Origin of the sequence: Streptomyces sp. ME19-01-6, from assembly GCF_033793745.1 — a bacterium.
GTDB lineage: Bacteria > Actinomycetota > Actinomycetes > Streptomycetales > Streptomycetaceae > Streptomyces.
In genome coordinates, this window is the sequence record NZ_JARAXF010000001.1 from 406,674 (window position 1) to 427,812 (window position 21,139).

The 21,139-nt window shown below is 65.4% G+C and carries 19 protein-coding genes; 1 reads left to right on the forward strand and 18 read right to left on the reverse strand.

Annotated features, from left to right (window positions below):
* Positions 1 to 285: 285 nt before the first annotated feature.
* The 18 genes from PV419_RS01840 to PV419_RS01925 form a co-directional block, all read right to left on the reverse strand.
* Positions 286 to 2,247, reverse strand: a complete 1,962-nt coding sequence (locus PV419_RS01840; RefSeq protein WP_319685830.1) for a hypothetical protein — start codon at positions 2,245 to 2,247, stop codon at positions 286 to 288.
* Positions 2,248 to 3,477: 1,230 nt separating this feature from the next.
* Entirely contained in the window at positions 3,478 to 4,143 is a 666-nt protein-coding gene (locus PV419_RS01845) for a 2'-5' RNA ligase family protein (RefSeq protein ID WP_319685831.1), read from the reverse strand.
* The gene (locus PV419_RS01850) at positions 4,140 to 5,156 is read right to left on the reverse strand and encodes a hypothetical protein (RefSeq protein ID WP_319685832.1); all 1,017 of its coding nucleotides are present in this window, start codon (positions 5,154 to 5,156) and stop codon (positions 4,140 to 4,142) included. Before PV419_RS01850 ends, PV419_RS01845 begins: the two co-directional genes overlap by 4 nt.
* The gene (locus PV419_RS01855; protein ID WP_319685833.1) at positions 5,149 to 5,799 is read right to left on the reverse strand and encodes a 2'-5' RNA ligase family protein; all 651 of its coding nucleotides are present in this window, start codon (positions 5,797 to 5,799) and stop codon (positions 5,149 to 5,151) included. The genes PV419_RS01850 and PV419_RS01855 overlap by 8 nt, the downstream gene beginning before the upstream one ends.
* A gap of 138 nt (positions 5,800 to 5,937) precedes the next feature.
* On the reverse strand, positions 5,938 to 7,953 hold the full coding sequence (locus PV419_RS01860; RefSeq protein WP_319685834.1) for an ABC transporter ATP-binding protein: 2,016 nt from the start codon (positions 7,951 to 7,953) through the stop codon (positions 5,938 to 5,940).
* Positions 7,950 to 8,573: a hypothetical protein gene (locus PV419_RS01865; protein WP_319685835.1), complete on the reverse strand. Its 624-nt coding sequence runs from the start codon at positions 8,571 to 8,573 to the stop codon at positions 7,950 to 7,952. Before PV419_RS01865 ends, PV419_RS01860 begins: the two co-directional genes overlap by 4 nt.
* Positions 8,574 to 8,604: 31 nt before the next feature.
* Positions 8,605 to 9,324 carry a 3'-5' exonuclease gene (locus PV419_RS01870; protein ID WP_319685836.1) on the reverse strand — a complete coding sequence of 240 codons (720 nt, stop codon included), beginning with the start codon at positions 9,322 to 9,324 and terminating at the stop codon, positions 8,605 to 8,607.
* Entirely contained in the window at positions 9,321 to 10,145 is an 825-nt protein-coding gene (locus PV419_RS01875) for a hypothetical protein (RefSeq protein WP_319685837.1), read from the reverse strand. The genes PV419_RS01870 and PV419_RS01875 overlap by 4 nt, the downstream gene beginning before the upstream one ends.
* 93 nt (positions 10,146 to 10,238) lie before the next feature.
* On the reverse strand, positions 10,239 to 10,850 hold the full coding sequence (locus PV419_RS01880; RefSeq protein WP_319685838.1) for a response regulator transcription factor: 612 nt from the start codon (positions 10,848 to 10,850) through the stop codon (positions 10,239 to 10,241).
* A 3-nt stretch (positions 10,851 to 10,853) separates the two neighbouring features.
* A complete protein-coding gene (locus tag PV419_RS01885) occupies positions 10,854 to 12,041 on the reverse strand; it encodes a glycosyltransferase (protein ID WP_319685839.1) in 1,188 nt (395 codons plus the stop codon).
* A gap of 49 nt (positions 12,042 to 12,090) precedes the next feature.
* Positions 12,091 to 12,621, reverse strand: a complete 531-nt coding sequence (locus PV419_RS01890; RefSeq protein ID WP_319685840.1) for an NUDIX hydrolase — start codon at positions 12,619 to 12,621, stop codon at positions 12,091 to 12,093.
* Positions 12,622 to 12,696: 75 nt separating this feature from the next.
* Positions 12,697 to 13,746 (reverse strand): GntR family transcriptional regulator, encoded by a 1,050-nt coding sequence (locus tag PV419_RS01895; protein WP_319685841.1) that lies wholly within the window; start codon positions 13,744 to 13,746, stop codon positions 12,697 to 12,699.
* A gap of 150 nt (positions 13,747 to 13,896) precedes the next feature.
* Positions 13,897 to 15,183, reverse strand: coding sequence for a cytochrome P450 (locus PV419_RS01900; RefSeq protein WP_319685842.1), 1,287 nt, complete (start codon positions 15,181 to 15,183; stop codon positions 13,897 to 13,899).
* Positions 15,084 to 16,319 carry a cytochrome P450 gene (locus PV419_RS01905; protein WP_319685843.1) on the reverse strand — a complete coding sequence of 412 codons (1,236 nt, stop codon included), beginning with the start codon at positions 16,317 to 16,319 and terminating at the stop codon, positions 15,084 to 15,086. Before PV419_RS01905 ends, PV419_RS01900 begins: the two co-directional genes overlap by 100 nt.
* 155 nt (positions 16,320 to 16,474) lie before the next feature.
* Positions 16,475 to 17,080 (reverse strand): GTP-binding protein, encoded by a 606-nt coding sequence (locus PV419_RS01910; protein ID WP_319685844.1) that lies wholly within the window; start codon positions 17,078 to 17,080, stop codon positions 16,475 to 16,477.
* The gene (locus tag PV419_RS01915; RefSeq protein ID WP_319685845.1) at positions 17,061 to 17,420 is read right to left on the reverse strand and encodes a DUF742 domain-containing protein; all 360 of its coding nucleotides are present in this window, start codon (positions 17,418 to 17,420) and stop codon (positions 17,061 to 17,063) included. Before PV419_RS01915 ends, PV419_RS01910 begins: the two co-directional genes overlap by 20 nt.
* Positions 17,417 to 17,842, reverse strand: a complete 426-nt coding sequence (locus tag PV419_RS01920) for a roadblock/LC7 domain-containing protein (protein WP_319685846.1) — start codon at positions 17,840 to 17,842, stop codon at positions 17,417 to 17,419. Before PV419_RS01920 ends, PV419_RS01915 begins: the two co-directional genes overlap by 4 nt.
* A gap of 2 nt (positions 17,843 to 17,844) precedes the next feature.
* Positions 17,845 to 19,191, reverse strand: coding sequence for an ATP-binding protein (locus tag PV419_RS01925; RefSeq protein ID WP_319685847.1), 1,347 nt, complete (start codon positions 19,189 to 19,191; stop codon positions 17,845 to 17,847).
* A 423-nt stretch (positions 19,192 to 19,614) separates the two neighbouring features.
* Between PV419_RS01925 and PV419_RS01930 the strand changes: the two genes are divergently transcribed.
* Complete coding sequence (locus tag PV419_RS01930) at positions 19,615 to 21,132, forward strand: helix-turn-helix transcriptional regulator (RefSeq protein ID WP_319685848.1); 1,518 nt, start codon at positions 19,615 to 19,617, stop codon at positions 21,130 to 21,132.
* The last annotated feature ends 7 nt before the right edge of the window (positions 21,133 to 21,139 follow it).

Consider the following 21,139-nt stretch of genomic DNA (forward strand, 5'->3'; position numbering starts at 1 on the left):
TCATCAGCCCGACGAGCGGCGAGGTAGCCACTGATCACCAGGGGACCCGGATCGGTGTGGAGTACCCCGTCCTCGAAGTCATCACCACCGTACGCGGTGTGCTGCTGAGGGGATCCCTGAGCGCCCCAACCTCACGGCAGAGCGCGGCACTCCTGACATGGCGGCTAATCTGGCGCGAAGTCGCCGAGGACGCGGCGGTGACATGGTACGGACGAGTCGGGCATGCGTCGTTGGCTGTCGAGCACGTATCTACCAGCCGCTCATGGCAGAAGGATCAGCAATTGCTCATTCAGAAGGCACCAAGAGAGTAATCTGGTCCGAATTCCTCCAAGGACGTCGTTCAGGCAATGGAACGCTCCTCAAGGCTTTACGGAAAGACTCCTCGTCCTTCAGGGCCTCACGGACCGACCCCTCATCAGTCAGAGATTCGATGCAGTTACCGAACCTGAGCCAAGTCGCAGCGAAATGAGAACAGAGAGAGCGGAAGTCTTTCCCATAGATTGTTGTCATGCCGATGGCATCGGCATCACTCAACGCCTTATACCATTCGTGGCTTGCTTCGATTGGGGATATGGCTTGCTGTCCAGTAACATCCTTGTCCAGAGTGTCCATTAGTTTGTCGACAGCATTCCCGGGCGCGCCACCTACAAGAGCATCGATCTGAAACATTGGTGGAGGAAACTCCATGGACATCGAGGTAATGGTGGCGTTCTCTTGTACAGTCTGAATGAGCTGGATACGATCTGGCCAGTGACGCCCGTGGTCAGCAATGACTCGTTCTAGGCGCACCCACGTTTCATGCTCACCCTGAAGCCATTCCGATATTTTGTGAATGTCTTCTGTAAGGCTCCCGCCTCGCTGACGCCAGACGCTCTCCATTTCCTTTGCAACACTTCGAAGTAGCCGCTTCTCGTATTCTTGCATTAGGGGTACGAGGAAATTTTGGAGATAAGGGCCAGAGGGTGCAGAGCGAGGGTAGGCAGTATGCTGGAAGTCCATAAAACGGGGTTGACTTCGAAGTATCGCGAGATCTGGATCCTCGACAGTCATCCACGCTCGTTCGACAGTTATGAAGCCGCTCTCTGAATACTTGACCGCCTTCTCCAGTTCGCGCATCGCAAGCTTGGTCAGATCCTCATTTTCCGAAGGGGCATTTACCTCATCACCCCTGTGCATCAATACTGCATAGGCGCATGCCGCGTTGTAATGATCTTGCCATTCGTGAGCAAGCCACGGAAATCGCCAAGGTCGCCATTTGAGACATTTTTCTACTTCGCCATGGAGCTTTTGTGCACTCATATCCCACGAGATCTTCCCTTTTCGGTCGTAGGCGCGTCCGCGCCACTCACGTGGTTTGCGAACGCCCTGAGGATGACGTAGATTTTGCATTACATGAGCCTTTTCGGCAAGTGCGCAGGCCCAGGATAGACGGAGCGGCGCCCAGGTATTCTGACTGATCCGGAGCGCAGACCGCGTGGCCGAGCGTCTTAGATGGACACGCTCAGGAGAAGCAAGGGGACACAACAAGCGAGCGAGGCGTCCAATCCATTCCAGTCCGGAAAAGCTGGAAAATCGAGCGAATTGGTCGTCCCGGGCAAGCCGAAATAGCTCTTGGCTGCAAGCTCGCTGAAAAACCACTCGGATCAGGCGCTTCTTTGCCTCACTGGCTTCCTGGTCATTTTCGTCCAGGGTCAGATGATCCCCTAGCCACTCTCTCGACTTTTCTCTGATTGTGTCCTTATTGCGTGGCGCTGCCCCATTTCCCCTGTCGCGCAATGCGAAATCAATAGCGGCGGGCCAGTACCGGTCTACAAGGGTGGGGCGCAATCTTTCGCGTATTCGCTGCCGTTCATTCTTTCGGTAATATCCGTCATTCCTGAACCATTGAGCCACAGTCAACTCGGATGTACCCAGAATTGCTGCATTTCGGTGACGCAGCCCGAACGTGTCGCGATAGCAGCGAGGTTTGAAAAGGTAACGGAGGGCGTGATGGGTCCATTGAGTCCAGAGGCGTTTGTTGTACGTCTCTGAGGTCTGCCCGTCGAGAGTTAGCGCCTGTTGGCAGGTGTCGAGTGCATCCAGTCGCAATCCCAGTTTTTCCTGGACGCCCGCTACTTCGGCACGCAAATATGGGTTCTGTGGATCATATTCCAGTGCGTGGTAATAGTGCCACAAAGCCTGGTCGAAGCATTGTCTGCTACTTGCGGACTTAGCATCTTGATAGGCGGCAAGCAGCTCATATGGCATGCACCGACCCCACCAGTGACGCCAAGGTGGCTGTTTTCCGGCTCGTGTCACCGGAACCAGGGTGGCCACTACCCACCGGGCGGCCCGGCAGAGTACTTGCTCCCAGTCTCTTCCCCAAAGAGTTGTGACGTGTGCGCCCGCGAGGACATAAGCGGTGACAGTCACGGTTATGCCGAATCGTTCTGTCTCGTGGTCCCGTACTTGAAGTACCCCGCCTACGCGGTATGCGAGTTTCGGCCGTAGCTTGCTAAGCAGACGCGGCAAGGCAGTTCCGATCTTCTCGATTTGGATATCACCGAGCAGGTCCAGAAAACTAGTTGGTGGCGCCTCGGCCGGTACGGTAACAGGAGCGTACATGCTGCTTTCAGACAACTGGGCCCGTAGACGGGAGGTGAGGTCCTCAACAGGAGGGTTTGTGCCCTTCGGTGTGGCGTCTTGGAGGCTAAGCACGTCCACTGTTCCGGGTTTGTATGCGAGCCATGAACGCGTCGCCCGCCAGCACGGGTAGAGAAACAAAACCATGAATACCGACGAGAGTATTGGAACCCAGGCCCCATGTTCTTTATTCACTAGCCACCACAAAGCCGCACTTACGAGCCCAGCCATAAGTAGGCAAGATATTAGCCAGGCCCAAACCCTGGGAACAGGAAGTAGGGAATGGGGCGCGCGGGAAAATTTGCCTCTTCTACTACGCATAGCTATCCACCGCCAGCGGCGAGCTCCAAGAAGTCACTGGACATGCGGCTGATGGAGCTTAGGAGCGTGCTGGTTTCTTCTAGGACAGTAACGGCCCACCTCTCAGCCGCATGCTATGGCCGAATGGAATCTGAACCACTTCCGCAATCATCTCTCTCATCACATTGGGGCGCCACTGCGCAAGCCCGCCCTCACAGCCTGGCGAGCATCTGCCGCAGCATGTCTCGGCACCTCGGATCAGCTGCGACGCCAACTCGTCGAGCGCCTCTGGCTCCTCGGCCCGGGGCCAGCAGAAGTCGGCTGCCTGGGCTCGCGTCGAAGGACTGACTGTCTGGTCTGGCCCTGAGAGCCGCGCCCAGGTTCACGGATCTCCTTACGGTTCTTGCCGACTCCGACGTACCGGTGAGGAACGACCAAGTGAACCCAAAGGGTGGAAGCACAGGTTCAGGACGTCAGGATTGCTCGTATGGCGACGTAAGCCGTTGGTTCGGATGGTGTTCGCTCAGCGGTGCGTTGGTGTGCGGTTCATGCCTTCTACCCGAGGTGAAGTTCGTGGACGGGCGTGAACGTGTAGGTGTTGTTCGGAACGTCCTGGCGCTCCCAGACCAGCCATACGGAACGGATGTTTGCTGTGGTACGGATGCCAGGACGGATACCTGTGACTAGGGCGGAAGCGAGCTCGTCCGCGCGCGTGGCGAGCCGGGGTGTGTGGCAGTCCTGGTTGCCGTAGCCGACTGAGATGTGTGGCCAGAAGTGTTCTTCGGGCGGCGGCAGTACGAGGCCGGCTTCCAGCAGTCCTGTTCGGACCCTCTTGTTGAGTTCTGCGGGACCGTCCTCGGGCCAGATGGCGGCGGTGGCGGCGGAACCGCTGAGCGAGGCGGGACCGATCTCGATATCGAAAGGCTCAAGATCGGCCAGATGGTGCTGGATCGCGCGACTGGCAGTCTTGAGGTGCTCGGGGCTGCTGCTCTGCCCGTCAGCGGCTTGGTTCTTGATCGACTGGATGGTGCAGTGGAGGTTCTCGTCAGCGACAGGTGTCACGACATCGGGGTAGGCATCGACGATCTGGCGAAGTTGGTGAAAATAGGCGAGGACCTGTGGCAGGTGTTGGGGAAGCCACAGGACGTGGGGCCTGATCCAATCTTCGTCCGGCCCGCCCGGGGTGCCCCACAGGCGGGCGGGTGTCAGGAACCGCTTCACGCGGCTATTTCGATCTCGGCGAGAGCGAAGTCGCTGCTGACGGGGAGGTGGTCGGACGCTTTTTCGCTGTGTGGGCTGTGGTGGGTGGTGTGGGCGCGGGCGACACAGGCGAGTTCCGCGGTGGCACGGATGGTGTCGATCCGACGGAGGCCGAAGTCGTCGGTGCGGTTGTGTTCGTCGACCCAGTGGCCGCACGATGGCGTCCACGGCACGTCCACGACCGCGGCGATATCGTGCAGGCCACCGGGTTCACGGCGCAGGAACTCGGTCGAGTCCCGGTCGGCTGTCTTCGCGTCCGGGTCATCCGGGTTCCATTTGATCTGGTACCGCAATTTGCGGTGGTGCTGGTGTGTGTATGGGTCTTCGTCGTAGTAGCGGCCGTTGGGGCGCCTGTCCGCGGAGATGTTGTTCCAGTCGGCCCCGACCGCTCCGGGCACGCGTTCGTCCTGGAAGGCGGACAGCACGCGATGGGCTTCGTGGAATCTCTTGCGCGGGCGGAAGGGGTCAGCGTGGTAGGCGGCCCATTTGACAGGGACGGGGCCGCCGGCGTCGAGGCGCAGGGTGAGCATGGCGTGCCAGAAGTCGGGGCCCCCGTCGTAGGCGCGCATCCCGCCTGGTACGGGCTGTATTTCAGGTGTCCAGAGCATGCCCACGTGGTAGCGGAGCGAGCCTCGCCCGCGGGGCTGGCTGGACGCGAGTGCGGCCACCGGCTTGGAGCGTCGTGCGGGCACGGCGTTGCATTGCAGGCCGGTGTCGTCGGCCAGCATGCGCAGCACCCGGCCTGCCTCTGCCCGGGTGTCGCCGATGATCTCCTGCACCGCGAGGGCTCCGGCTCGCCCCCGGTAGATCTCGGTGATGACCGTCACGATGAGCTCGTACCTGGCCCATTGAGCCGGGGTGCGCGGCATCTCCAGATCCAGCAGGTTGTACGTACCGAAGCGGAACCAGCTGTCAGGTTCGCCAGGGCTGGGAGTCTGGGGTTCGGGGCTGTAGTTGGTCGGGGTCTCAGGCATGGCGGTCTCCCAGCGTGATGGTGGCGATCGAGTTCCAGTGGATTGCGTAGGCGGTTCGGTGTGCGTCCTCTGCGACTGGTACCTGGTCGAAGTGGACTTCGACGAGGTCGACGGTGTCGATGGTGAGGGCGGCGTGGCTGGGCCGGACTCGGCGCAGGGCACTTTGCACGGTGTCGGAGTCCGCCCTGGAGTGGGCGTATCCGATGCTGAGGTGAGCGGGCAGTACGTCGTACTCGGTGGATTGCGGGCCGCGTAGCGCGTGTACGGCCGCGCGGATGCGTCGGTGGAGGTCTTCCAGGCCCGGGTCAGGATGGAGGTCGAGAAGGGCTCCGGCCTTGTTGGCGATCGGAGGTCCGGCAAGTCCCGTCCACGGGGTGGCGTCAGCCAGGTGTTCGTGCAAGGAGCTGACCAGCTCCTTGCGCTCGCTGTCGCTGATGTCCTGGGCGCGCGCGTCGGTGATCATCTCCAGCGTGATGTGCAGGGGGACGGGGAGGGCCGGCCAGTCCTTCATGACGGCGTGGCAGCCGTCGACCAGCGTCTGGAGGGCCGGATGCCGGGCGAGGTCCGGCAGGCCGTAGACCTGCAGGACGCGCGTGGCCTTCGGCCACGGCTCGCCCCGGAACCGAGGGATGAATCTTTTCATGCCGTATTTGTCTCCTCCGCAGGGTCTGGCGGGTGCTGCTGCAGTGGTCTGACCGCGTAGCGAGATGCTCCCCGGCTACCGCTGGCTGCCCTGGGCTGACCGAGCTGGAAACCCCGAGTCTCCTGGCGGACGATGCGGTTATCGGGGGTTGCCGTTGCTGAGGGCATCGGGATTGCGGGTCTGCTTGCCTGCGGACTGGGAGGGGATCGTTGGTTTGTCAGACTGGTACTGACGAGCTTGGAGACGGTAGAGGCTCCGAAAGATCCCTGGTTTGGTCTCATCGTGCATGAGGGAGTCGAAGTCTCCCGTCTCGGCGAGGCGGCCGCCCTTGAGGACGTGGATGACGTCGGCGTGGCGGACGGACGCGAGGCGGTGTGTGATGAGAACGATGGTCTGGCCTTGGGCGGCCAGTTGCTGGATCTGGTCGAAGACCTGCTGCTCGGCGCGGGCGTCGAGGGCGGCGGTGGGTTCGTCGACAATGAGGATATCTGCATCGCGGTAGCGGGCTCGGGCGATACTCAGACGTTGCCACTGGCCGCCGCTGAGCTGGTGGCCACCGCGGTAGCCCCGGGCGAGGAGGGTGTCCCAGCCGCGTGGAAGGCCCTCGATGACCGCCTTTGCATCGGCGTACGCGGTGGCCACGTCGAGTTGCTCGTCGGTGACGGGTGCGTCGGATCGACCGATGGCGATGTTGACTTTGGCGGTGAAGGGCCAGCGGTAGAAGTCCTGACCGACGACGGCGACGCGGGAGAACAGCTGGTGCCGGTCGGCGTGAGCGGTGTCGATGTCGTCCCACCGGATGTGGCCGGTGTCGGGGGTGTAGAGGCCGCACAGGAGTTTGATCAGGGTGCTCTTCCCGGAGCCGTTCTCGCCGACCAGGGCGACGATCTTCCCCGTCGGGATGGTCAGGCTGACCCGCTCAAGGGACGGTTCGCTGTCCGTCCCGGGATAGGTGAAGGTGACGTCTTCGAAGCGGATCTCGGTGGGTTGTTTAGGCAATGGCAGGCCGCCTGCGGGAATGGCCCGGCGGATGGTCTCGAGGGACAGGCGCTCGAGGTCGCCGACGAACATAGCCTCCCCGTTGAGATAGTTGATCTGCACGACCACGTTGTCCAGGCTGGCCGATCCGGTGCGGATGGCGAGCACCGCCGTCCCGGCGACGGACAGGGACATCGCGCCGGTCCACAGCAGGCCGCCCAGAGTGAGGTAGACGGCTGCCGTGGCGATTCCGGTGAGAGAGGCGGCGACCAGTCCGGTGCGGGCGGCGAGGCGGGCAAGGCGCGTCTGCTCTTTCACGGCGGTCGAGGCCATGGACCGGTAGTGGGTGAGAAGGAAGGGGCCGACGCCGTGGACGCGAATCTCGGCTGCTGCGTCGGTGGAGATCAGCAGCCGGCCCAGTAGGTGTCCGGCCCTGGTGTGCTGTGCCCAGGTGTGCCAGGAGGCGTAGTGGCGCCGGGCGATGGCCAAGGTGGCCCAGGCCCTGGGCAGTGTCATGGTGACCAGCAGGGGCAGCAGCAGCGGATGCAGCACGGTCAGGACGGAGGCTGCGGCGATGAGTGAGAGCAGCGCGTTGACGACGGAGGTGCAGTATTTGAGCATGCGGCGCGAGGCGCCGGCACCGTGCTGGGCGCTGTCGAGTAGCCGGTGGAATTCATCGTCCTCCACGGCCGCCATCTCGACCTGGGCGGCGCCGTCCAGGTACCGCTCGGTGGCCAGGCGCTCGACCTTTGGCTCCAGGCGTCCGGTGTGGGCGGTGGAGGCTGCGGTCAGCAGCGCGCCGATAAGCGCGGTCACGGTGACCGTCCAGAGCGCGGGGCCGGCGTCACGGAGGCGGCCGGCCATGGTGCCGTCGGCCAGCAGGGCGGCCAGGACGTGGTTGACCGCGACCAGGCCGATTGCCTGTGCGATACCGCGGCCGATCTCGGCGACAGCCACTGTTTGAAGGGCGCGCTTGTCGGCTTGCCAGGCCAGGCGCACGGTCACGGCGAGCAGGTGTGGCAGCCGCCGCACCACCGCCCGCAGACCGAGTTGGAGGACCTGGTCGTCGTGTGCGTTCCAGCCCTGGTCGTACCGAAGAGGCCCGCCGAACAGCAGAAGTTCGGACTCCGGAGTGCCTTCGGCGGGAGGCGTGGCGGATCGGCGGCGCCATGTCACAGGATGCCCCCCTCGGCTGGCAGTTCATCGATCGCGGACGGAGCGATGGTGGGCACGTCCCACAACGCGTTGGTGGCGGTGAGCGCCGTGCGGGCTTGATCGTGGCCTGCCGGGCCCAGCCCGAGGAGGGCGACGGCCTGGTGCGGGGCGACACACAGACGCCTGAACATCTGACGGCTACCGGAAACTGGAGCACTGGGCTGGACGTTGCTGATGACCGCGGCCAGGCTGACAGCGGCGCAGATCCGATACTCCACGTTCGTTCCGGTCTCGTCCTGCTTGGTTTCTTCCTGGACGTATTCGAGATACCCGAGGTAGTGGGGAGCCTTGGTGTCCAGCTGTGCCTGCTGGCTGGCGGCACCGGCCATGGCGGCAGGAGTGTCGTCATCTGGGTGCGGGCCGTTGGGAAGCCAGAACCGTGTGCCCCTGGCGTCAGTGAGCACGACGATCCGCCCGTCGGGCACGAACAGCCATGCCTGACTGCGTGCGATCGGCAGGCTGTCAGGGACGTCTTGGCCGCCGTGCCACCGCAGCCTCGGCGCCGCACGCGGGCCGCCCGGTGGTGCGGGTACGGCGGCGTGGACTAGGGGCGGTGAGGGAGCGTGGGCGGTTTCGGGCATGAAGTGCTGCTCCAGAAGGCGAGGCAGGGGACTAGAAGAGGCCGGGCTGGTGGGGCGCGGAGGCTTTCGGGCATCGGCCGGCGATGCGGGTCAGGTCGGCCAGGGACGTGAGCAGTCCGCAGCGCGCGGCGTTGCCGAGGAGCTGTCGGAAGACGCGGGCGGTGATCTCCACGTCGTCCATGGCCCGGTGCCGCCGGGCGGGGCGCGGGAGTTTGAGGTGGCTGATGAGCGCGTCCAGCCGGTATGAGTCCAAAGTGGGGTGGACCGTGCGGGCCAGGAGCACAGTGTCGATCAAGGAGGTGCGGGCCAGCCGGGGGCAGGCGTCGCGGTAGGCATACAGGAACCCGGCCTCGACGGGGGCATGGTGGGCGACCAGCAGCACAGGTCCCTCGGGCACCTGCGACTCGAGCTCGGCGAGCACGAGGGGTGCGGGTGAGGCGTCCGCGAGGTCTTGAGGACGGATGCCGGTCTGGGCAGTGTCCATGGGGGTGAGCGGGGCGTGTCCGGGCGGCTGGATGAACGAGCAGAAGGTAAATCCGGTAGGTAGTGGGCCCACGCCGGGCCGGTGCTGGACGGCCAGGGCAGCGACTTCGATCGGTTCAGGACGATGGCCTCGTGGTGTGGTGCCCTCGAAGTCGATGACCCAGAACCGCACGGCGCGAAAGGCGTCGTCCTCGCTGAGGTGACCGCGTGTGCAGGGCTCGTCGTCAGCCCGGAGTTCGCTGCGTGTGGGCGGGGGCGTGTTCGTCATGTGGCCAGGGTGGTGGAGGCGGGGACGTGGTTGCCGAAGGCGAGGGTGGCCAGCGTCAGGGTGCGCAGTTGGCCGGGGGTGGCGGCCCAGGCCGTCCACTGGCGGGCGAAGGGCTCTTCCTCGACGGGAAGGTCTGCGTCGGGAGCCGCGCGGTGGGCGAAGGTGCGCACGGTGAGGTCGTGGTGGGGATAGAGGGTGAAATCGCCCAGGTAGTCGGCTGCGGCTGCGGCTGCGGTCGAGGGGCCGACCCGGTTGATGCTTGTCAGCGCGGTGACCAGCTCGGTGCCGGTGAGCTGTCTCCAGGCGTGGCCGTGGGCCTGGTAGGCCGCGGCGGCGGACCGCAGCGACGCACGGAAAAAGGCCGTCTTGGCCTTGTCGAAGGCGCCGTGTGGGAGGTCGAGCAGGGTCTGCGGAGTCGGAGGGAGACGGAGCGGTCCGTGCGGTCCTTCACGGGTGGGCCCGTAAAGGGTGCACCAGCGGCGGTAGAGGTCGCGGCCGGTGCCGGGATGGACCTGCCGCTGCTGCAGGATCGCGACGCACAAGGCGTCCCACAGCGAAGGGTTCGTGACCCGCACGATCGTTCCCAGGATGGACAGCGCGCCGGTGAGCTGACGGGGCGCGGCCAGGGGAAGCCGATGGCAATGGGTATAGGTGAGGTCTGGAAGGCTTCCGTCTCCAGCCAGGGGCATGAAGTCGAGGGCTTGCCCGTTCCAGGAAGCCACCCAGGTAGCGCCCCGTTCGTTGGACAGGAGCCGCTGCCAGCGGCCGGACTCGGTCTCGGTCCAGCCCGGATGGTCGGTGCACAAGCTCGCGTGAGCCAAGACGTCTCCTGTCTTCATGGTGGGGGTGGCGATGCAGAGGGGCGAGCAGCGGACGGTGCGTTGCCGGGCCCGCGCCAACCGTGGGACGGCGGGTCAGATCAAACCGTTGCGCAGGGCGTAAGCCACGGCGTGGGCCCGGTTGGACAGCTGGTAACGGTTCATCACGTCGTGCAGAACATTTTTGATCGTGCGCTCCGAATAGCCCAGCTTGTGAGCGATATCCGAGGTATCGCATCCCTCTGAGACCAACCTGAGGATCGCGATTTCCCGTTCGGCCATACGAGCGTTGCCTGGTCCGTGCTGCCCTCCGTACAGTCGGCCAACCAGGCGGAGCAGCCGTTCTTGAAGGTCGGGCGGGATGTGACCATCTCCCCTGGCCACGGCCTGGATTACCTGCATCAGCCGAGGCGCAGTGGCGCCAGCCCGCCACATGATCCCGGCGATCCCGCATTCGGCGGCCAGCCCCACCTGGTGGTCCTGAAGGCGGGGCACCAGTAGGACTATCCGCGACGGCTTGCTCTGCTGCACAGTTCGCAGCAACTGGTGGCCTGCTGGGTCGACGGCGTCGGTGGTCACCACGGTCACGGCGGCGCCGGGGTCGTCGTGCAGCAGGCGTATCTCCGGGAAGGGACGCAGCAAACCGGCCACCCCGGCCTCCGAGACGGGATCGTCAGCGCGCACCTGGACAGTGATCCGGTCGTTCATCGATCAATCCATCCGCGATGGGGCGGGGCGGTTCATCGAGCTGGTGTTGTTCACGGGCACGGCGGAGCAAAACAGGTCCGCGATGCGGGCAGGCTGAAAGTCCTGGGCGTGGCGGAAGGCGGCCTGGCAGGTTGTGCGGTAGGAAGCCTGGTCGGCGAGCAGCCTGTCGGTGAGGAAGAGCAGGGCGTTCGGCCCGTGCATGACGTCGGCGAGCAGGCGGCGGGGACCATGCTGGAGGGGCTGGAGCAGTTCGGCCAGGATGCCGGTGTTGTAGGCGATGACGGGTGTGCCCTGGCTGAGGGCTTCCAGGGCGGTCAGGCTGCTGGGGGGCCGACGGCACGGGATGATCACTGCGGAGGCGTCGGCCAGCCAGCCGGATACCTCTCCCCAGCCAGGCGTCGGCTGCAGTGTGATGTTCGGGGCCTTGGCAGCGAGCATCTGGCACTGCTGCCGCAATACCCCCGTACCGCGTACGTCGCCCCCGGGATGATCCAGAGCGATCTCCACTGTGCGATGCCACGCTCTGGCGGCTGCAATCAGTTCGATGACACCCACATCCGGGCCAGCCGGAGCCAGCACCCGCACCGGCCCCTCGGCCTGTCGCGCCACGGGGGCGGCGGAGGGTCCGCAGCCGGGGCCATGCAGTGGAGGAGTCGGGACCACGCGCCACCTGCGGGTGGGCCAGGCCACGGTCGTGGCCTGCTGCCGGATGGCATCGCAGGAGGTGATGATGGTGTCCGCGTAGGCCAGGGCCGACGGCATGTCCAGTTCCTGTTCCTGCTGGAGCGTGGACACCATCAGCGCACGCTGGACGCCGTCCGGCAGATCGGTATGCAGGCGGCCCAGCCCCCACAACGCGCCCACGCACACCACGGTGTCGCTTTGATGCCGAACGACCAAGTCGCACAGGCTGTTCAGGATCTTGTGGCTGCTGGTGACGAGGGCGTTGCGCAGGATCTGCGGTGTGCAGGGCAGGGTGATGGGCAGATCGAGTTGCTCGACGAGTACACCCGGAGGCCCGACACCGTCGGGCTGTTCGGCGGCGGTGGCGATGACGACACGATGCCCGGCGTGGGCAAGGGCAAAGGCCAGCGTCGTGACGGCCCGGTCAACGCCGGTCGCAGCTCCCAGGTGCCAGGAGACGCGGACGAGCATGATGTTTCGACGCGCCAAGGGGTACAGATCGGGCATGTTGGGCCTCTAGGTTGACCGTGCTGGGGAAGCGGGAAGCGGGTTGGGGCTATGCGGCGCTGCGGATCGGGGTCCCGGCGTAAAGGTTCGCCGTTATGCGCGCGATGCGGGCGGCCATGGCGGCTTCGATGCGGCGCTGCTGGTAGGGCTCGGTGTGGTGGGCGAGGTCCTCGGGTGCGAGGAGGATGAAGGCGTCCAGCTCTGGTTGCTCGCCGGGAGCGGCTTCGGGGAGCCTGATTTCCGCGATCTGTCGGGCGGTGAGTTTCCCGCAGTCATAGACGAAGTTGTAGCCCTCAGCGGCCGTGGGGGTGACGGGCATGTAGTCCTTGACCAGCAGGGCGCCAGGGGTGATCGAGAGCCCCGTTTCCTCCCACACCTCCCGTTGACAGGCGTCCCAGTCCGTCTCGCCGCGCTGTGCGCTCCCGCCGGGAAGCTGATAGAAGCGGTCCTCCCTGGTGCCGTCGTCCTTCATGTTGTAGGTGGGCCGGACGAGCAGCACTCTGTTGGCCTCATCGGTGATCAGCGCCAGGCCGCCTACTCTGCGGCTGGCCGGGGCAATGTATGCGGTGTCCTGAGGCATGGAATCGGTTCCTTGACGGTGTCCGGTGACAGGCTGGTGAAGCATGGTGGGGGATTTACGGGTTGGGTGGTGTGGTCAGGCGTGAGTGGGGGGCTGCCGGAGAGTGCCGCCGCGAGCGGCCCCAGGATCGGATGACTCCTGGGTGGCCGATGCGGATGTGGGTGGTTGGCGCCAGGTGTCCGGGGAGGTAATCCAGAACCTTCCCTGCGGTGACGTCTGCCTGGCGGACGGGATGGTGGTCGTGGTGTTGCCCGGGCGGGCCCGTTGGATGATCTTTTCGGACAGAAGTTTCGGCAGCGTCTTGCTAGCGGAGGTCTGACTCATGCCATAGCGGCGGGCGAGTTCTGGAGTGCTCGGTAAAGGGTCCCCGGGGTTCAGGGTGCCGTTGAGGATGTCGCGGCGGAGCGCGGCAATGAGCTGCTCAGGCTTGCTCAGCAGTTGTCGTTCGCCGGCCTTCTTCGGGTCTCGGACGATCTTGCCGATTGAGCCAAGGGATTCCACGAGTCCTTCGGCGACGAGGATCTTGATGGCCTTGAACACCACATGCTCGGGGACCCGGTGTGCGGCGGTGAGCGTCCGGTTGGCAGGCAGTAGTGTGCCGGGCGGATACGTACCGTCTGCGATCTGCTTCTGGAGGATGGCGACGAGCTGTTTGACGCGCTCAGCGGTGGTCGGTGGTCGTTTCTGTCCGGGGATCGCGACGCGTGTTCCTGCCTTTCCCGGGCCGCCGTGGAGCACCCCGATGTCTTTGAGGCGGCTCAGCGCATTGGCTGCCGTGCTGGTGGACACGCCGAGACGCTGCGCAAGTGCTGCCCCTGTAGGCACCAGGTCACCAGGTTTGTACTGCCCTGTGGCTATGTTCTCGAGGATGTGTTGCTGGACGCGGTCTACAGCCGGGGTCGTACAGGTGGCAGAGCGGTTGGGCACGATCTTGTAGCCCGACGGAGTCTGGGCTACCACTCCGTCCTCCGTCAGGATCTTCACGGCGGCACGCACCACAGGCGGGCTGACATTGAAGCGCCGCGCGAGAAGACCGCTTTGGGACAGCGCCTCCGGGGGCAGCTCGCCGTCTGTGAGCTGTTGGCGCAGCGCCGCCGCGATCACCTGGGATTTTGTGGTCAGCATGTCACTTTCCGGGAAGGCCGGCTGGGGACGTCCGGCGCTGCGAGGAGACAAGGGCGGTGCTGAACACGCCTGTCTCGGCTGGGGGGTACGGCAATGAGGGGCCTGCTGATGGATGTGGCGGATTGGGTGCTGCGCCCGCCGGGCTGAGCCCTAAGTTGTGGTCAGGAACCCCTGATTGGTCTTCGGGCGTAGCACCACGGGGAGGGTCTGGTGGCCGTTGGAGATGAAGGATTCGAGCGGGCGTAGCTCGCTTGGCTGGACGGCAAGGGTCAGGTGGGGGAAGCGGTCGAACAGGGCGCGGAGCGCGATGCGGGCTTCGAGGCGGGCGAGTTCGGCCCCGAGGCAGTAGTGCGCCCCGTGGCCGAAGGCGAGGTGTTCGCGGCGGGTGGGCCGGGTGACGTCGAATTGGTCGGCCGTCTCGCCGTGGCGATCGGGGTCGCGGCCGATGGCGGCGTAGTTGATGAGGATCGGCTCGCCTCGGAGCAGCGTCAGGCCCGTGCCGGGGTCGTGGATGTCTTCGGTCGGGAATCGCATGATGATGTTGGCGACCGGTGCCTGGTGCCGGAGGGTTTCCTCGACCATGTCGGGCCATGAGGCGTGGCCGCCTCGGAGCAGCGCGAGTGTGGCGGGGTGGGTGAGGAGGTTGACGATGCCGTGGTCGAGGAGATTGACGGTGGTCTCGTGGCCGGCTCCGATCAGCAGCAGGAGGCTGTCGAGGAGTTCCTGCTCGGTGAGTTTGGATCTGGTCTCGTCATCGTGTGCCTGGATGAGGGCACTGGTGACGTCGTCCTTCAGCGCGGTGCGCTTGGTGGCGACGAGGTCGACGAGGAGTTGGTACAGCTCGGTGTTGTTCGCGGTGGCCTGTTCCTCGGACAGGTGGGTGGCGAAGATGAAGCCGATCCTGTCGCGGAAGGCGTCGTGCATGTCGTCCGGGACGCCCAGGAGGGTATTGGCGACCAGGAGCGGCAGCATCCACGCGAAGCGCGCTCGCAGATCGATCACTTCGCCGGGGGCGCTGGTGTCCAGATCGTCGAGGAGGCCGGTGGTGATCTGTTCGATCTTCGGGGCGAGAGCGTTGATACGGCGAGGGGTGAACGCGGGGCGCAGCAGGCGGCGCAGCCGGGTGTGTTCGGGCCCGTAGGCGGTCAGGGCGTTGCGGACGTAGACCCAGATCTGCAGCGGCCAGTCCGGGGGGATGTCGCCGCGGATGAAGGCTGGCCAGTGGCGGTGTGCGTCCTTGGAGATGCGCGGGTCGGTGAGGAGCCGTATGGCCAGATACGGATCGGTGATGGACCAGGCGGTCACGTGGCCGGGCAGCTCTACCGGGGTGGCGGGGCCTAGGGCGCGGAGATGGTCGGATTCGGTGTGGAGGGCGCTGCCGGTGGGGTCGAGGCGGAAGGGGCAGCCGGAGGCGGGGGCGGTGTGACGGGTGTCCATGAGTGGCCTCCAGGAGTGGCGGTGGCGGGTGGAAATAGGACGGGGAGGGCGGCCCAGCCGGACATGAAGGTGCCGGGTCGGCGGGTGAGCTGATCCTGCGGGCAGGCGAGGGTGAGGTCAGGGAGCCGGTCCAGAACGCGCTCGACCGCGGTCTCGCAGATGAGCCGGGCCAGATCAGGGGCCGCACAGCCATGCACTCCCGCGCTGAAGGCGAGGTGGGCTGCGTTGCCCGCGCGCCGGTCGGCGTAGGCGGTGAGCTGGGGGTCGCTGTTGGCTGCGGCGAAGCTCACCAGGATCGGCACACCGGGTTGGAGCGGGATGTTCTCGTACGTGCCGGGGTTGCGGGGGTAGAGCGGGCAGTAGTTGGCGACTGGTGGGTCTTGCCACAGCACGTCGTCGAGAGCGTCACCGACGGGCTGCACGCCGTCGTACACGTTCCCGGCGAACCGGTCATCGTTGATCATCAACAGCAAGGCGTTGCAGATCAGATCGGTGCATGGCTGACTGGCAGCGCCGAAGATGAGGAGGATCTGCTGAACCATTTCCGGGTCACTCAGCGCGGCGGGGTGTGCCAGCAGCCAGGAGGTGACGTCCTGGCCGGGGCTGTGGCGCTTGAGACGGGTCAGCTCCAGGCAGGCGGCCTCCAGGTCGGCGTTTGCCTGCACCGCGTCCTGGGCGGTGTCGAAAAGCTTCGCCACGGCCAGGACGATGCGCCGGCCGAGGTCGGGCGGGCTGCCGAACATCTCGATCAGGACCAGTGTCGGCAGCTGACCGGCGAGGTCGGAGACCAGATCGGCCTGCCCGCGGGCGGCGATGGCATCGATGAGGGTGTCGGTGATGCGGGTGACCGTGGCGGCCAGGGCGTGCGTGTCGACCAGGTTCAGGCTGTCGGTGATGGACTGCCGCAGACGGGCGTGGACCGGTCCGTCCATCCACAGCGCGTTGGGGCGGCGCTGCATCATCGGCAGCGCCGGGCTGTCGGCGGGCACCTGCCCGGCCTGCAGCGCCGACCAGTGGACAGGGTCCTTGGCGAACTTCTCCGGGGTGTTGCGCAGCAGATAGAGGGCGGCCTGGTAGGTGGTGGTAATCATCCCGAACACGCCGAGGGCGATCTCCACCGGGGCGATCGGGCCCATAGCGCGCAGCCGCTCATAGGTGGCACGCGGATTGGCGCTGAACTCCGGTCCGTAAATCGGGATCGGCCTCGCGTAGCTGTCGGCAACAGGACGGCCGTAGGGGCAGCCGCCGGACGGCCGTCCGAACATTGAGGCGGAAGGAGAGGGAGGCATAGTCATCGGGCAGGCTCCGGGTGGAGAGTGAGCAGATACTCCACGAGGCAGATCAGCGCATCCCTGGAGCTCTGACGCTCGCGGGCATCACACATGACCAGCGGCGTGCGCTCGGGAAGGTCCATCGCCTCGCGCAACTGCCCCAGGCTGTAGGCCGGCGCGTCAGGGAAGGTGTTGACGGCGATGGCGTACGAGATGCCGAGCTCCTCCAGCCGGCCGATGATGTCGTAGCTGTCTTCCAGGCGGCGCGTGTCGACGAGGATCAGCGCGCCGAGAGCGCCGCGTGTGAGGTCGGCGAGGAAGCGGCGGAACCGTTCCTGCCCGGGGGCGCCGAACAGGTACAGCACCAGCTGGTCGCTCAGCGACAGGCGGCCGAAATCCATGGCGACCGTCGTGGAGGTCTTGCCCGGCAGACCCTCCAGACAGTCGGTCCCGACACTGGCCGCGGTCATGTCTTCCTCGGTACGCAGCGGGCGTATCTCGGACAGGGAGCCGATGAAGGTGGTCTTGCCGACACCAAAAGCCCCCGCGATCACGATCTTCACAGCCGTCTCGTGGCCGCGCAGATAGGCGGTGTCGGCTGGTGGGTCAAAGGGCGCGGAGTCCATGAAGCACTGCCTTCAAAAGGTCTGGATCGGGCTGCTTGGCGGGGGGAATCGGGGCACGGGTCGTGATGTGGCCGCTGTCCATCAAGTCGGCCAGCGGGAAGCACAAGACACTGACCGGCAGGCCCAGATGGGCGCTGATCTCGGCGACGGACAAGGCGCCCGGAAGACACAGCTCCACCACCTGGCGCCGCTCCGCCGTCAGATGAGAGCGTGGAACCTCAGGCCGGACGATCACCAGCGTGAGGTGATCGAAGTGGTTGCGGCTCGGGGCGGAACGGCCACCCGTAACGACGTAGGGCCGCACCAGCCCGCCATCCCGGCCGCGCCGGGACGCGGTCATGACCCCATACCCGAGGTGTCCCGAGAACCGACACCCATCTCCTGACCCAGGCGGCCAATGGTCCTTTCCATGGTGTAGGAGATCGCCTCGATGTCAGCCTTCTTGGAGGCGGAGACAGCCAGGTATGTGCCCTCAGCGGCGGCCATGAGGAAGACGTAGCCCTCCCCATACTGGATCATGGTCAGCTCCCACGGCTGCTGCTGACAGTCGGCAAACTCGCCAGCCTCGCGGCTCAACGACTGCAACCCGGACACAGCCGCGGCCATCCGCTCGGCCAAGTCCCGGTCCACACCCTGCGAGCTGGCGACCGTCAGGCCGTCGGCGGACAACAGCAGGGCACGCGTGGTGTGAGCCAGCGACAGGATGTGCTCGTCCAGGATCCAGCCCAGACTGGGATGAGTAGAGCGAGCGACGGTGTTCATGATCAGACGTTCCTTTCACCGGTGTTCTTCTGGTCCTGCGCGGCCCGGCGGCCACGAATGAGTGCACCGAGGCCGCGGCCGGAGTTCGTCGGGGTCTGCATGCGCGGCCCATCGGCGGCGGAATGCTGCTGCGGTTGGCGCCTGCGGCGCTGCGGCAACCCGTCGGGCCTCGGCTGAGACGGCTGCCCCGAATCCGAAGACGGTTGCGGTACAGGCGCCGTCGCCGGCGTGGGCCGCGGCGCAACCGTCGGAGCGGCTGGTCCTGTCACTGCCGGGTCCGGTGCCGTACTCGGAACCGTGGCAGAAGTCGTGCCCTGCACGTGTCCAGTGGCGGTGGTGAGCAGGTCCTTGGGCAGGTAGACCACCGCGCGGGTGCCGCCGAAAGGCGAGGACGCATCGACGCTGGCCGCGAATCCGTAGCGGGCAGCCAGCAGTCCCACCGCGGCGAACCCGAGCTTCAGCGGACTGCGCAGCCGCGTCAGCAGGACCGGATCGCGGCCGGCAAGCAACCTTGCTGCCAAGTCCTGGTCTTCGGGCTTGAGCCCGACGCCAGAGTCGTCGATGACGATGCCCACACCGTTATGGGTCTGCTGGAACCACACCTGCACCTTTGAACTCGGCTCGGAGTGGCGAGCCGCGTTGTCCAGCAACTCGGCAACAGCCAGCACCACCGGCTCGACCGCCCGGCTCACCACCGAGACCGGCAGCTCGCCGTTTACGTCTATGCGGGCGTAGTCGCGGATACGGCTGGCCCCACCTCGCACAACATCCAGCAACGGAGAGGTGACCCGCTGCCGCCCAGGCCAGGAACCAGTCAGCATCCCCAGAACCTGAGCTCGCCGGCCGAGCTGACTGCTGGCATGGTCGATCGCATTCGCATCCGCCAGGACCCGCGGGTCGGCGTGGCGATCGAGCATGGCGGACACAGCGCCCTGCTGCTCGTTGATCAGGGCCTGCATCGACCGCGTGACCGCCTTGACTGCGGCCTGTGCAGCCTCTTCCGCCCGCTGCACAGCCTGCTCACGCACCTTCGTGAACAGGTGGATCACGCCATCCTGGGAGTCCGCGAACGGTGTCCCCGCCAGTTCGGTGTGCAGCAGAGCAGGCACATCAGCACACTGGCTGCTCCACAACTGGTTCACTACGGCAGGCAAACGCTGCTCCACCAGATGACGAGCCTCCGCATTCCGCACTGAGAGCTCCCGCTCGAGGACCGCGGCTTCCTGCTCCAGGACCCTTATCCGCCGGGCCCGCACCACGGCCAATCTCCGATACCGGAGAGCCACGGCTCCCACAGCGGCCAAGGCCGGCAGCAGAAACCAGAACACTGCGTCTACGGGCTGGGTCATCAGATCCTCGAGCGGCGATGGAACGGAGGGAGGAGAAACAAAAAGCCGTCGGGGTGCATGAAGGGCTTCGGTACGGGGGGACCGAGAGCCCCAACCGCGATAGCTCCCCGACGGCCGGACCAGGGATCGAAGTCACCGATGGCTGTGGGGAGGAGCGGGCCCCAGGCTTGATCGTGTGGCGGAGAGCAACGTGGACTCCAATGGAGGAGCAGCGACAACTTCGCGTTCCCCGCCACACGACGAACAGCAGGTAGACCGAGCGATGGGGCTCAGTCGGTGGGCCTCTTCGCCGCGCTGCGGGTCCCCCAACTCTGGCGACAAAGCGCCCCGCGCACACATTCCGAAGGTGATATCACTTGGGTGATTGCGGTTCCACTATGAGTAATTGAGGTTGCGTGCGCTCGCTCAACAGGGAGGTATGCCGTGTATCAGCAGCAGCCGCGGAGCTGCGACAAGTGCGATGGTCAATTGAGCAGCTACAACACCGACGCTCTGTGCTTCGCGTGCTCTCGCTCCCAGCAAGTGGAACAATCGACCCCTATTGTTCCGGAATATGTATGGTTCGACCTAGATGTTCGCGCCGCACTCAGCGCATGGGACTTCGGCCAAGCGAGCCGCCTGATCCGGCTGCGTGGCTCCCTCCGGCAAGAGGACATGGCACAACTCACAGGGCTGAGCCAGGGATTCCTCTCCATGCTGGAAGCGGGAAGCCGTCGCCTCACCAACATCGACAAGATTGTCGAGTTCCTGACGGGCTTGGAAGTGCCTGCCGAACTTGTTCCGCTCCCTCTCCCACAGGCCACATCCAGTCCATCGCAACTGCCTCTGCGGCACTTTGCCGGTGATGCTGATCCCGCCCTGCCCTGGACAACGGCCCGTATGGTGGCAGCACTGGATTTTGCGGTGGGAGGTAGCGCGGTGGACCGTCGGCAATTCCTCACCGGAAGCGCCATAGCGTTTACCGCTTTCGTGAACCAGTGGGAGTCAGCCCAGGCCGAGCCCCTTCAACGCGCGGCTGAGGGGAGCCGCCTCTCGCCCGGTGTGCTCGACGGGCTCCAGCGCACGACGGACGGCCTTCGAACTATGGACGCGAGCGACGGCAGCGGCACACTCACAACGCTGGGCGACAACCACCTCCAGTTCCTCATGCATCTCGTGGAACACACGACGTACAACGAAAGAACGGGACGGCGACTCGCGGCGATCATTGCGGACACTGCTACTCAGACGGGCTGGTTCGCCTTCGACTCCGGCCAGCGGGGCCGGACGCTGGGGTACCTGTATGCCGCGCTTCGTGCAGCCAAGGCCTCGAGCGATATCCGGCTCGGTGCTGGTGCCTTGTCCTACATCGCCATCCACGGCTACTCCACCGGAGCACCGCACCATGCCGTCACCGCAGCCCAACGAGCGCGAGAAAAGGTCAAAAAACTGCGCACACCAGCTCTCGAGGCTATGTTGCTGACCCGCCAGGCACGTGGGCACGCGAAACTCGGCGAGCGGCAAGCGGCACTCGCCGCACTCGGGCAAGCAGCCGAACTTTGTGCCCAGGGACGCTCAGAACACGATCCACAGTGGCTGTACTGGATCAATGAAGGCGAGATCCACGGACAGACCGGCAGCTGTCACCTCGACCTCGGCGCCCCCCGGAGCGCGATCGCCAGCTTCACCAAAGCGCGGGAAGCCCTCAACCCCGGTGACCACCGGACCAGGGGCCTGTTCCTCTCTCGCGCCGCAACCGCCCACTTCGCCGACGGCGATCTCGAAGCCGGATCCGTCGCAGCGCACGAAGCCCTCGACCTCGCTGACCAACTCCAGTCCGCGCGCCTGAACGACCACATCGACGTCATGCTCGGCCATCTCCGACCGGTGATCCACAGCCCGTACGCTCAAGGCGTACTGGAACGAGCCACTGGCCCGGCGGGAGCAGGGAGAAAAAGTTGACGAAGAT